General features: G+C 58.4%; 13 protein-coding genes. 6 read left to right on the top strand and 7 right to left on the bottom strand.

The genetic code is table 11. The features are described from left to right. Window positions 1-33 precede the first annotated feature (33 nt). From ACAM27_RS04260 to coaBC, 3 genes are all read right to left on the bottom strand, one after another. Window positions 34-2,679 (bottom strand): phosphomannomutase/phosphoglucomutase, encoded by a 2,646-nt coding sequence (locus ACAM27_RS04260; protein ID WP_022993182.1) that lies wholly within the window; start codon window positions 2,677-2,679, stop codon window positions 34-36. Between the two features lie 96 nt (window positions 2,680-2,775). After that, on the bottom strand, window positions 2,776-3,237 hold the full coding sequence (dut, locus tag ACAM27_RS04255) for a dUTP diphosphatase (RefSeq protein ID WP_011786972.1): 462 nt from the start codon (window positions 3,235-3,237) through the stop codon (window positions 2,776-2,778). After that, entirely contained in the window at window positions 3,234-4,448 is a 1,215-nt protein-coding gene (gene coaBC, locus ACAM27_RS04250) for a bifunctional phosphopantothenoylcysteine decarboxylase/phosphopantothenate--cysteine ligase CoaBC (protein WP_011786973.1), read from the bottom strand. The genes dut and coaBC overlap by 4 nt, the downstream gene beginning before the upstream one ends. 179 nt (window positions 4,449-4,627) lie before the next feature. On the opposite strand from coaBC, the gene radC reads away from it, so the two are divergent. The 3 genes from radC to rpmG all read left to right on the top strand — a co-directional run bounded on the left by radC (window position 4,628) and on the right by rpmG (window position 5,924). Further along, entirely contained in the window at window positions 4,628-5,302 is a 675-nt protein-coding gene (radC, locus tag ACAM27_RS04245) for a DNA repair protein RadC (RefSeq protein WP_011786974.1), read from the top strand. Window positions 5,303-5,520: 218 nt separating this feature from the next. After that, window positions 5,521-5,757, top strand: coding sequence for a 50S ribosomal protein L28 (gene rpmB, locus ACAM27_RS04240; protein WP_011786975.1), 237 nt, complete (start codon window positions 5,521-5,523; stop codon window positions 5,755-5,757). An 11-nt stretch (window positions 5,758-5,768) separates the two neighbouring features. Then, on the top strand, window positions 5,769-5,924 hold the full coding sequence (rpmG, locus tag ACAM27_RS04235; RefSeq protein ID WP_008173465.1) for a 50S ribosomal protein L33: 156 nt from the start codon (window positions 5,769-5,771) through the stop codon (window positions 5,922-5,924). A 70-nt stretch (window positions 5,925-5,994) separates the two neighbouring features. Here rpmG and ACAM27_RS04230 read toward each other — a convergent pair whose 3' ends face one another. The 3 genes from ACAM27_RS04230 to ACAM27_RS04220 all read right to left on the bottom strand — a co-directional run bounded on the left by ACAM27_RS04230 (window position 5,995) and on the right by ACAM27_RS04220 (window position 8,328). Beyond that, window positions 5,995-6,855: an endonuclease/exonuclease/phosphatase family protein gene (locus ACAM27_RS04230; protein ID WP_011786976.1), complete on the bottom strand. Its 861-nt coding sequence runs from the start codon at window positions 6,853-6,855 to the stop codon at window positions 5,995-5,997. A gap of 54 nt (window positions 6,856-6,909) precedes the next feature. Continuing rightward, a complete protein-coding gene (locus tag ACAM27_RS04225) occupies window positions 6,910-7,548 on the bottom strand; it encodes a thiol:disulfide interchange protein DsbA/DsbL (RefSeq protein WP_011786977.1) in 639 nt (212 codons plus the stop codon). Between the two features lie 171 nt (window positions 7,549-7,719). Then, on the bottom strand, window positions 7,720-8,328 hold the full coding sequence (locus tag ACAM27_RS04220) for a cytochrome c (protein ID WP_369612613.1): 609 nt from the start codon (window positions 8,326-8,328) through the stop codon (window positions 7,720-7,722). A 182-nt stretch (window positions 8,329-8,510) separates the two neighbouring features. Here ACAM27_RS04220 and yihA point away from each other — a divergent pair, with 182 nt between their 5' ends. After that, entirely contained in the window at window positions 8,511-9,155 is a 645-nt protein-coding gene (gene yihA, locus ACAM27_RS04215) for a ribosome biogenesis GTP-binding protein YihA/YsxC (RefSeq protein ID WP_011786979.1), read from the top strand. A gap of 200 nt (window positions 9,156-9,355) precedes the next feature. Here yihA and ACAM27_RS04210 read toward each other — a convergent pair whose 3' ends face one another. Continuing rightward, window positions 9,356-10,033, bottom strand: a complete 678-nt coding sequence (locus ACAM27_RS04210) for a TetR/AcrR family transcriptional regulator (protein WP_022993185.1) — start codon at window positions 10,031-10,033, stop codon at window positions 9,356-9,358. Between the two features lie 180 nt (window positions 10,034-10,213). Here ACAM27_RS04210 and ACAM27_RS04205 point away from each other — a divergent pair, with 180 nt between their 5' ends. Together ACAM27_RS04205 and ACAM27_RS04200 are read left to right on the top strand one after the other, a co-directional pair. Next, a complete protein-coding gene (locus ACAM27_RS04205) occupies window positions 10,214-11,659 on the top strand; it encodes a coniferyl aldehyde dehydrogenase (RefSeq protein WP_369612612.1) in 1,446 nt (481 codons plus the stop codon). Window positions 11,660-11,854: 195 nt separating this feature from the next. Then, a complete protein-coding gene (locus tag ACAM27_RS04200; RefSeq protein WP_011786982.1) occupies window positions 11,855-12,493 on the top strand; it encodes a hypothetical protein in 639 nt (212 codons plus the stop codon).

Below are 12,493 nucleotides of genomic sequence, written 5' to 3'. Positions count from 1 at the left end.
ATGTTGTGTTAATCCTTACGACAGTAATGGGTTTCAGAATTCCGCCACCAGGTCTGGTGCCGCTTTCTGCAGTTGCTCCCGGAACACGGATTTGATCCGCTCCAGTGCCTGTTCGGTTTCGGCTTCGAAGCGCAGAACCAGAACCGGCGTGGTATTGGACGCACGGCATAGCCCCCAGCCATCGGCATAATCTACCCGAATGCCATCAATGGTACTGATATTGCCGTCACCAAAATCCGCCTGCTGACCTAGCCGTTCAATGATGGCGAACTTGTCGCTCTCGGTCACCTCGACATTCAGCTCAGGGGTACTGATATCCTCGGGGAAATCTTCAAAGACTTCATCGGAGTGACGATCCTCAATACCCAGGATTTCCAGCAGCCGGGCAGCCGAGTAAAGGCCATCGTCAAAGCCGTACCAGCGTTCGCCGAAGAAAATGTGTCCGCTCATTTCGCCCGCCAGCAGGGCGCCGGTTTCCTTCATTTTCGCTTTCATCAGGGAATGGCCGGTTTTCCACATGATCGGGCGCCCTCCAGCTTCCGAGATCACGCTGGCCAGCCGGCGGCTGCACTTCACGTCATAGAGCACATCCGCGCCGGGGTTGCGGGACACCACATCCCTGGCAAAGAGCATCAGCAGGCGATCCGGCCAGATGATCTTGCCGGTATTGGTAACCACGCCCAGACGATCACCATCGCCATCAAAGGCCAGCCCGATATCGGCGCCGGTCTCCTTAACCTTGGCAATCAGGTCCTGCAGGTTCGCGGGTTTGCCGGGGTCCGGGTGATGATTAGGGAAATCACCGTCCACTTCACAATACAGTGGTGTGACTTCACAGCCCAGTTCCTCAACCAGCATGGGGCCCAGCTCTCCGGCAATGCCGTTACCGGCATCCACCACCACTTTCAACGGCGCCGCCACAGCAATATCACCGACGATACGGTCCAGATAGGCGCGGCGCACGTCGTCCCGGGATTGCTCACCCTGCCCTCTGGCAAGGTCGGCGGTCTGGATGCGCTGGCACAGCTTCTGGATAGCCTCACCAGAGAGAGTCTCTCCGCCCAGCATGATCTTCAGGCCGTTATAGTTGGCCGGGTTGTGACTGCCGGTCACCATAACGCCAGAACCGGTCTGCAGGTGATGGGTTGCAAAATACAGCACCGGCGTAGGGATGGCACCCAGGTGAATGATGTTGCACCCGGTCGCCATGATGCCGCGCCCCAGGGCATCGGCCAGTTCCGGGCTGGAATGACGGCCATCAAAACCAATACAGATATCCGTAACGCCATGCTCAGTCGCTTCCGAGCCGATCGCGCGACCAATGACTTCAACCACCTCGGCCGAGAGGGTCTGGCCAACGATGCCCCGGATGTCATAGGCACGGAAGATTTCCGGGTTGACCTGAACGGCAGGCAACTCGGTTTCTGCCACTTCTGGAATGTCCTCGTCAAACAGGGAATCGTCGGAGCCACCAAAGCCGAGCACATCCTCGTCACCATCGAGCATGTCAATGTCGGGCATATCCTTGTCCTGAAACAGCGGCTCCTCCTCCGCCGTCGCTGCCTTGCGGCGGGCAGGAGCCGTTTTGGGGGCGGCCGACTCCGCCGCCTTGGCCACCCGTTTCTCAACCATCTGAGACAAACGAAACAGCACTTCTCCTGTGGACGCCACCATATCCCAGCGCAGGGCGGGCAATTTCATCCGCTCGCCCCCGAACACCTTATGGGCCCACTGAATGAGCGCGGTCACATCCTGGCGAATACCACGCTGGGCATTACCGAGAAGCACCCAGACCAGAACCGCCGCCACCAGCGCCGGCACCCCCACCAGAATCGCCAGGAGGATGGTGCTGACCGGCGCCACCGGCGCCGAAGCGGGTTGATAACTGACGGACCAGTCCGGATTGATCAAAGTGCGGGACAGCTCCGGGCCGCTGCCATTACCGACGCTGGCCACGGTTCGTGAAGCACCGGATACGGATTGGACCAGTGACAACTTGCCACCAAGTTGCGAATTGCTCACAGCCAGCAATGGCTGAATATGGGACGCCTCAAAGACCGCCAGTACGCTACCAACCACGGCATTGCTGGTGGGGTGACGTACCGCCGCGGCAAATTGCAGATACCACTGATTGTCCCGGGGGAAGGCGTCCGGCAACAGGTTCTGTCCATTTTCTGCCCGCCGGGCCAGTTCCAGGCCCGCAAATCCCAGCAGGGTATCGCCGTTACCGGTCCGGGGAACTTCCCGATACGGGAAGACAAACACCTGGGCGGAGCCGGGCAGCGCTGCTTGCAGTTGCTCAGCCAGATTCGCCAGATCGGAGCGCTCCGCCAGAGCAAGGGCGGCGTAGCGCTGGTTGGCCACCGCCCGAACCTGTTCCTGCAGCGCCGTCAGTGACTGATTCAGGCGCCGCTGGGCACTGTCCACCTCCATGGCACTGGCCGCCTCATAACGGGCTTCCCCGGCGGGCACCACCACCAGAAAATGCGCCAGCACCACCGCGACCACGCCGGCCACCAGCACCACCAGTGATTGATTCAGCCCGACCGATCCGAGTTTCTTTAGCCCGGAGCCAGCCGCTTCTTTGGACGCTTTGGACGGTTTCTGTTTCTTTCCGGGCTTCTTCTCCGGCTGCTCATCACCGGAAGACGCGTTGGTTTTTTTCTTGGCGAATTTCATAATGCATCCCGCAGTTATTTTCTTTCCCGGATAGTTCTGTATCCGCTGAGTATAGACGCCGGCCAGTCAACTCGCTGCCAGGTAAACAGGCCCGGCTCAGTGGCTCCCGGTGGAGCCAAAGCCACCTTCACCCCGGTCACTGGCATCAAATTCGGTCACAATCTCGAAATCCGCCTGTACCACAGGCACCAGCACCATCTGGGCAATACGTTCACCCACCTCGATGGTGAATGGCGTCTGGCCCCGGTTCCAGCAGGACACCATCAATTCGCCCTGATAATCGGAATCAATCAACCCCACCAGATTACCGAGCACGATCCCGTGTTTGTGCCCGAGCCCGCTACGGGGCAGGATCATGGCGGCCAACTCCGGGTCGGCAATATGCACAGACAGGCCGGTGGGAATCAAAAAGGTCTCGCCCGGCATGATGGTCTTGGCTTCTTTCAACGCCGCCCGGAGATCAAGGCCTGCAGAGCCTTCCGTGGCATATTCGGGAAACGGAATCCCGGTGCCAATGCGGTCATCCAGAACCCGTACCTGAAATTTTCTTTTGCTCATGCCTGTTCAATCCTGTTGCTGTGGTCTGCAATCAACGCCACCAGACGGGCAGCGATCGACTGTTTGCTTTCTGGCCCGATGGATTCCGACCCCTCGGGCCAGAACACCGTAACCGCATTACGGTCGCTGCTGAAGCCGAGCCCGGGCACGGACACGTCATTGGCGACAATCATATTGAGTTTCTTGCGTTGCATCTTGTCGGTCGCATAACGCGCCACGTCCGTGGTCTCGGCCGCAAAGCCGACCGTGAACGGCGCATCAGCCCGGGCCGCGATGGTCGCCAGGGTATCGGGGTTACGGACCAGCGACAGGCTCATGTTGTCGTTGGTTTTCTTGATTTTCTCGCTGGCGAACACCTCGGGCCGGTAATCTGCCACGGCGGCCGTGGCGATAAAGATATCGCAGCCTTCATCGACCGCTTTGCTGGCAGCTTCGAGCATTTCCTGAGCAGTACTGACCGGCCGGAGATCAACCCCCGCCGGCACCGCCAGACTGACAGGCCCGCTGATCAGCACCACCTCGGCCCCGGCGGCAACGGCCGCACTGGCCAGGGCGTAGCCCATCTTGCCCGAGCTGTGATTGGTAATGTAGCGCACCGGATCGATCGGCTCTCGCGTTGGCCCGGCCGTGACCACCAGGCGCTTGCCCGACAGCGGGCCGGTCGTTTCAGCCACGCCTTCTCCGTTTACCAGACGTGCCAGACGTTCCGGCTCCAGCATGCGCCCCGGACCGGTATCGCCGCAGGCCTGCTCGCCCTGATCCGGCCCCCACAGGGTAATCTGCGGATCTTCCATCAACAGCGCCAGGTTCCGCTGGGTACGAAAGTTCTTCCACATGGCCTGGTTCATGGCCGGCGCAACCGCGATCGGCGCCTCGGTAGCACAGCACACAGTGGTCAGCAAGTCGTCTGCCATACCCTGGGCCAGCCGGGCCAGGAAATCGGCAGACGCCGGCGCGACCACCACCTGGTCGGCCCACTTGGCCAGCTCGATATGCCCCATGCCGGCTTCCGCCTCCGGGTCCAGCAGGGACGTACGAACCGGCTCGCCGCTGAGCGCCTGGAAAGTCAGTGGTGTTATGAACGCCTCGGCACCACGGGTCATCACAACCCGCACTTCCAGCCCGGCTTTTTTCAACAACCGGACCAGTTCGGCACTCTTGTAGGCGGCAATGCCACCGGTGATTCCCAGCAGAATTCGCTTGGCAGCCATGTGGGCTCCGTAATCCCGTAAAATGAAAGGGTTATAAGATAGCACGCCGCGGGCCGGCAGGCAGCCTGCGCGGCCACCCCGTTCGTTTACCAAATGTTACCTTTTCAGGTAACCTTTGTAATTCTGAGAACCCGATGCAGGACGCATCGCCCGTATCAAACCAAAGCAAGGAAGCCCGGATGACCGATTCCAGCTGGCCCACCGACGAGCGGCCCAGAGAGCGCCTGCTCGCCCATGGCGCCCAATCCCTGTCTGACGCCGAATTACTGGCCATTTTTCTGCGCACCGGCACGACCGGCATGCCGGTGATGGCGCTGGCACGACACCTGATTGACGAATTCTCCGGCCTGCGGGGACTGATGACCGCCTCCCGCCGGCAGTTTCTGCAAGTGAAAGGCCTGGGTACCGCCAAGTACGCCCAGGTGCAGGCCGCCATGGAAATGGCCCGGCGGGTCATGGACGAACCCCTGCGCCAGGGTGATCCGCTGCGCTCACCGGCAGACACCCGGCGCTTTCTCACCAGCCGGCTGGGCACCTATCCCCACGAAGTATTCGCCGGACTGTTCCTGGACAACCGCCACCGGGTCATCCAGTACCGGGAGCTTTTCCGGGGCACCATCGACGGCGCCGCAGTGTATCCGAGGGAAGTGGTGCGCCAGGCCCTGGAAGACAACGCCGCAGCCGTCATTTTCGCCCACAACCACCCCAGTGGCGTGGCCGAGCCCAGCCAGGCCGACATTTCCCTGACCCGCAGATTGAAGGAAGCGCTGGGATTGGTGGATATCAGGGTTCTTGACCATATGGTTATCGGCCACGGTGAGGTAATATCGCTGGCTGAACGAGGGTTGATGTAACCGCTGCGGGGTCGCCACCGGAAAACTGGACAATTTCCCAACAATTTTTTGCGTTGGCTGGCCAGTTCTGGTATAAAAGCGTCCCTTTCTGGCGGCGTCTGGCGAGCAGCGTTCAGTTTAGAGGCGCGAACCGGTAGCAGTTATGGCTCCGGAGCAACCAGAGACGCATTAAATAACGAATTCGTATAGATAGACCATTGCTCAGGTCGGAGGCAAGTATGTCCAGAGTTTGTCAGGTTACCGGTAAGCGTCCGGTTACCGGTAACAATGTATCCCACGCGATGAACCACACTCGTCGTCGTTTTCTGCCGAATCTGCAGAACCACCGTTTCTGGGTTGAGTCCGAGAAGCGTTTCGTGAAGCTGCGCGTATCCACCAAGGGCATGCGCATCATCGACAAAAAAGGCATTGACGCTGTGCTGGCCGATCTTCGTGCCCGCGGCGAGAAAGTTTAAGGAGCCGCATCATGCGCGAGAAAATCAAGCTGGTTTCATCAGCAGGTACTGGTCACTTCTACACGACCAAAAAGAACAAGCGTAACACCCCGGAAAAAATCGAGATCAAAAAGTACGATCCGGTTGTCCGCAAGCACGTTGCGTATAAGGAAGCCAAGATCAAGTAATTGATCCTGCCTCCATAAAAAAACCCGGCATCTGCCGGGTTTTTTATTGCCTGGACGCATCAGACAAGACTCAGAATGTTTCCAGATAGCCTTTGGGCAGCGCCACATCCATGGCAATGGGAAGGTGGTCGGAAACCGGATAGCTCACCACTTCAGAGCGCCGGATTTCCAGAGAGGGACTGACAAGAATATGGTCAAGCGCCTTTTCCGGGCGCCAGCTCGGGAAGCTGTGCGCGGTGTCGGGCAGCGGAATCAGATCGGTTTCTTTCAGCGGTGTTCGTGTCAGCAACTGCTCTGCATGGGCATTCATGTCCCCCATGAGCACCACATGCCGATAGCTCGCAATCTGCTCGCGGATAAATCCAAGCTGCTTCTGCTGGGCCGACTTGCTGAGAGAGAGATGCATCAGCACCAGTACCAGCGGGTCTTCCTCATCCCCGTAGCGCGCAATGATGGCGCCACGTCCGGGAATCAGCCCAGGCAACTTGTGTTCAGTGACATCCAGCGGGCGGAAACGGCTCAACAGGCCATTACTGTGCTGGGCAATCTGGCCGAGGTTACGATTTAATTGCTGATACCAGTAAGGAATCCCGGCCGCCTCGGCCAGGTATTGCACCTGATTGATGTAACCACTGCGGAGACTGCCGCCATCACACTCCTGCAGGGCAACCACATCATACTGGCTGAGCAGGGTGGCAATCCGATCCAGGTTTTCGTAGCGCCGGCGATTGGGCAGAAAATGCTGCCAGCTGCGGGTCAGGTAATGGTGATAGGACGAAGTGTTGATACCAACCTGAATATTGAAAGTCAGTAGCCGGATGTGCCGGTGAGCTTCAAACTCCGGCACATGCTCGCTCCCGGAACAAGTGCCCCGGGAGCTTTCCTGGTTTCTGAGTATACCGTTCAGCTGGTTACGGATTCGCTTGTACATTATCAGCCGCTTCTCCGGTCAGCCCATCCAGCGTCCGGCGAACCGCATGGCGCCTTACTCAGACCCGCTGCGCTCTTTTTCCGCCAGATACTCGACCACCTTCAGGGTGTTTTCGTGACTACCCGCCATGGAGGCACTTACCACGTACTTGCCATCAACCAGCATAGTCGGTGTACCGGTAATGCGCGCGCCACGAATCTTGGCCTGGGCCTGCTGCACTCTGGCACGCACCCCGAAACTGTTGTAGTTTTCCAGAAACTTCTCGGCGTTCACGCCATACCCGGCAACAAAATCAGCCAGAGCTTCCGGGGTATTGAGGGGACGGCGCTCTCCGGCCAGGGCATCGAACAGCGCGTCATGCACCTTGTCCAGCTCGCCCATCGCCTCAAGGGCATAGAATGCGTAGGCATGCGGCTCCCAGCTGCGACCCAGTGCCGCTGGCAGCTTCACATAGTTGATGTAGTCCGGAGCCTCCGCTTCCCAGGCTTCAGCCAGCGGCTTGAAGTTGTAGCAGTGCGGACAGCCGTACCAGAAGACTTCCGCCACTTCGACACCGTTATCCGATGCCGTTCTTACCGGATTATCCAGTACCCGGTAATGCTCTCCGGCCACCCAGGGCTGGGCATTGACCAGGGAAGCGGCAGACAACAGTGAAAGTGCCAGAACGGCGGAAGATGTCAGGGTTCTGATCATCGGGAATCTCCGAGCCATCAATGAATTTTAACGGGGATTATGACCCAGGGATGCGGAAAAGTTCCACCGGAGGGCCAAAGGAATGCGTTACCGAACGGTTAGGTATTATGAATACCGGATACCAAAAACCCCGCCGAGGCGGGGTTTTCAGTCGTAACTGACGGCTGTCGATCAGTTCAGGCCGGATACGTAGCTGGCGACCGCCTCAATCTCAGCGTCTGTCAGCTTGGAGGCAACATCCATCATGATGCCGGCATTCGCGCCTCCAGCACGCTCACCCGCCCGGTAAGCCTTCAACTGCTTGATAACATATTCTGCAGTCTGCCCGCCCAACGCAGGGTAACCTGCCGGCTCGTTGCCAATGCCGGAGGGGTTATGGCAACCGGAACAGGCCGGTACACCAGAGGCCATATTGCCGCCGCGGTACAGTGCCTGCCCCTGCTCAACCAGATCCGGATTGGCCTGACCAACAACCATTTCCTGGCTGTTGAAGTAGGCAGCCAGATCCTTCAAATCCTGATCGGACATGGCGTTGAGCAGGCCCGTCATTTCAGGAATGGCACGATCCCCGGATTTGATGTCAACCAGCTGGTTGTACAGATATTTCTCGCCCAGACCGGACAGTTTCGGATACACAGCCATTACCGGCTTGGCTCCGCCCTGACCATGACAGCCCGCACACACTGCTGCGTTCTGTTCACCCGCTGCCGGATCTCCTGCCCCGTGAGCCATCGCTGTAAGGCCAACTCCGAGAACAACTCCTGCGATCAGTCTTTTCATGCTCGCTCCGCTTCTCTCATCTTTGCATCTTGAAAGTATTCTTCGTTGTGCAGCCGGCAGGCACTGGGTCGTCAGGTGCAAAACCGGGGCATACAGCGGCAACGCGAGGCGTCCCGCCGGAAATTGGTGTAGCATTATACATTAATCGCCGATAACTGAAATCCAAAGGAACACCAACCGTCGTGGACCCTGATCTGACTCAAAAAAGCCTCTCGTTCAACAGCGCCCGTTTTCTCATCAGCGCCTCCAAACTGGACGAATGCCCCCCCGACCATGGCGCTGAAGTTGCCTTTGCCGGCCGCTCCAATGCGGGCAAATCCAGCGCCCTGAACGCTATCACCGCCAACGGCAAACTGGCCCGCACCAGTAAAACGCCCGGCCGGACCCGGCTGATCAACTTTTTCAGCCTGAACCGGGAACATGCCCGTCTGGTCGACCTGCCCGGTTACGGCTATGCGAAAGTGTCCCGGGACATGAAAGACGACTGGCAACAGCATCTCGGCCATTACCTGAATGATCGCCGCTGCCTGCGTGGCCTGGTTCTGGTGATGGACATCCGGCACCCGCTCACAGATTTCGACCAGATGATGGTGGAATGGTGTGAACATAACCACCTCCCGCTCATGATTCTGGCCACGAAGGCCGACAAACTGAAGTTTGGTCAGGCAAAAACCGCCATGCTGGGTATCGCGAAAAAGCTGAAGGAATATCAATGTGTGGAGCACCTCATCATGTTCTCCGCCACCTCCAAGCGCGGAGTCGACGAGTGCCGGGAAGCGCTGACCCACTGGCTGGAAGCCTCGGAACAGGCGCCGGTTGAGGCATAAAAAGCCGGCCTGAAGAAGACAGGCCGGTGAAAACGTCAGGGTTTGCGACGTGCTATGTGCCTCTGCAACCACAGAGGCCGAAAACCTGAGAACTCACTCAGGAGACGCAGGGAGTGTCCGGTTCCCAACGTCATTAGCTGTGACTGCGCCGCATTCAAAAAGTTCAATATCAGATCAAACTTTGACCAAACCAGCCAGGCTCATGCCTCAACGCCAGAGATACCCTGGGCCTCAGGCAAGGTAGGACGGTATTTTTCTCGCAATGCCAGCACCCGTTCACGATACTCCGGCGTGAGATAGGGCACTTCCAGGGTAAGCACCTGATAGATCCCCTGTTTTAACTCGGTCAGGGACAGACTGGCAGGCTCCTCGGCCGCATGAGCCGTCTTCAGGAAAGCCATCCAGTTGGTAATCACCAGCCAGACATTCAGTGACATGGCCGAACGCAGATCCTCCGGCTGAGGCTGGATAATGCCGGCATCCGCCAGCTTTGCGAAGATCCGGTTGATGGCCGCCAGACAGCGATTGGTAAACTCCCGGTAGTCCTGGCGCAGCCGCGGGTCACTGTCGAGCAGGTATTCCAGATCCCGGTGGAAGAAGCGATAGCTCCAGAGGCCGTCAAACACCGACTCCAGATAGAAGGTCATATCCTCCAGGGTGATCGGTCGGTCTTCCGGAATATCCAGGTAGTAGTCCACCAGCTTTTCATATTCCTGGAAAATCTCGTAGATGATGTCGGACTTGTTGCGGAAGTGGTAATACAGATTACCCGGCGATATCGCCAGGTGCGCGGCAATGTGATTGGTGGTGATGTTGCGCTCACCCTTGTCATTAAACAGCTCCAGGCTGGATAACAGTATCTTGTCTCTGGTTTTCATCGTCATGCCGGTGTTTGTTGTTATCAGTGTCACGGATGGCCTAAAGAGCCATCCGGCTTTCTTGACTGCCTAGAGTATATACTCTAATAATAGCCTCAAGCGCAAATCGCACAGATTTTGGCCAACGACAATAACCGACTGCCAGCGCCTGTCGCTCCAGGCAGTCAGGGGGAGAAAACCATGGGTGCCACCGTCGTCCAGCTCACCGAGAGCAAAAAGCAGATCCAGCACACGCATCGCGTCTTTGAGGACCAGAAGAAGGCGTTCCGCAACAACCCGATGCCGTCCCTGACCGAGCGCAAAGAGAACCTCAAGCGTCTGAAACGGGCGCTACTGGCCCATCAGGATCGCCTGGTCGAGGCCATCGATCGGGATTTCAGCTGTCGCTCCAAAGACGAATCCCTGATCGCCGAAGTCATGCCGTCTATTCAGGGCATCAATTACACGCTGAAGAATCTTGGCGACTGGATGAAGCCCTCCAAACGCCATGTTTCGGTTCTGTTCCAGCCCTCCAGCAACAAGGTTTACTACCAGCCCAAAGGGGTTGTAGGCGTCATCGTGCCCTGGAATTACCCTCTGTATCTGGCGGTCGGTCCACTGGTCGCTTCCCTGGCGGCTGGCAACCGCACCATGATCAAGATGTCGGAATTCACTCCGCACACGTCGGCCCTGTTCAAGGAGATCATCGAGTCGATGTTCCCGGAGGATCTGGTGTCGGTGATCACTGGCGAGGCCGATGTGGCGGCCGATTTCTCCCAACGGCCTTTCGATCACCTGCTGTTTACCGGTTCTACTTCGGTGGGCAAGCTGGTGATGCGCGCGGCAGCCGAAAACCTGACCCCGGTAACTCTTGAGCTCGGCGGCAAATCCCCGGCCATTGTTTCGCCGGATGTGCCGATGGAAGATGCAGCCCAGCGTATCGCCTTCGGCAAAGCCTTCAATGCTGGCCAGACCTGTGTGGCACCGGACTATGTGCTCTGCCCCGCCGACCGGGTGCAGGCGTTCGTGGATGAATTCCGGGCGCGGTTCGCCGAGATGTACCCGAGCCTGCGGGATAACGACGACTACACGGCCATCATCAATGAACGCCAGTACAATCGTTTGCAGGGCTATCTGGAAGATGCCAGGGCCAAGGGGGCTGAACTGGTGGAGATCAATCCCGCCAACGAGAACATGAAGGACGGTACCCGGAAGATTCCGTTGACGCTGGTGCTGAAGACCACGCCGGACATGAAGGTGATGCAGGATGAAATTTTCGGCCCGATCCTGCCGGTCATCAGTTACGGCAGTCTGGACGAGGCGATCCATTACATCAATGACCGGCCACGGCCGCTGGCGCTGTATTTCTTTGGCTATGACAAGTCGCACCAGCAGCATGTGGTGGACAACACCCATTCCGGCGGCATGTGCATCAATGATGCCCTGATGCACGTGGCCCAGGACGACCTGCCGTTCGGCGGGATTGGTGATTCCGGTATGGGGCACTATCACGGTAAGGAAGGCTTCCTGACCTTCTCTCATCACCGGGCGATTTTTACCAAGCAGAAGTTCAACAGCGGCAAATACGTGTATGCGCCCCATGGCACCGCAGCGCATCGGTTGGTGTATAAGCTGTTTATTCGCTGACAAAACACGCCTGCCTGCTTGGCAGGGAGCAAGGCCAGGGTGCAGGGTGTCTCTCCAGGACACGCCGTTAATACGTCCATGTAGGCTTGAGCAAAACATCCGTGTTTTGCACAGTCCTGGAAAGACCTCCCTCCCACCGGCGATCAAACGTTTCGCAACGCGCAAAAAAAAGATAACAAAACGGCCAACAATCAGATGACAGACCCAGTTTCGACAGACAGCTCGCCCAACGCATCCTCTCTGGACCGCCGCAGTTTCCTCAAAACCGGTTTAGGCGGCGCGGTGTTCCTGAGCACCATCAGCCTCTCTGCCGGGCTAACCGGCTGCGCTACGGCCCCCGCAGGCCGGGTCAGCGCGGTCGACAGCCGCATGGACGCCCGCCACCAGTTCCAGTTTCTGAGCCGGGATGACATCGCCCTGTTCGAGGCCCTGTTGCCGGCCATGTTTGCCGGAGCTCTGCCGGAGGAACCGAACCAGCGTCGCTTTGCCATTGCCGGCACGATTGAACGGATCGACCAGGGCATTGTGAAGTTCGGCCCGGCGAATCAGCAGGAGCTGCGCAAGCTCTTTGATCTGCTTAACTTCGCTCCCACCCGGATCGCCCTGGCCCGGGTATGGTCAGACTGGCCTTCAGTCAGTACCGCCGATGCCGACGCGTTTCTGCGGCGCTGGCGCGACAGCCGGATCGGACTTTTGAATAACGGCTACATTGCCCTGACCAAGATCGGCAACGTCGCCTTCTATGGGCATGAAGACCACTGGCACCTGTCTGGTTATCCGGGGCCTCCCGCCTGGATGGTAGATGCCTTGCCACAGTTCAAACCTGCCGTCTGA

The sequence above is a fragment of the Marinobacter sp. RI1 genome (assembly GCF_041155085.1).
Lineage (GTDB): Bacteria > Pseudomonadota > Gammaproteobacteria > Pseudomonadales > Oleiphilaceae > Marinobacter > Marinobacter nauticus.
The sequence above is the reverse complement of the archived record's forward strand: the minus strand, read 5'-3'. Positions and strand labels throughout refer to the sequence as shown.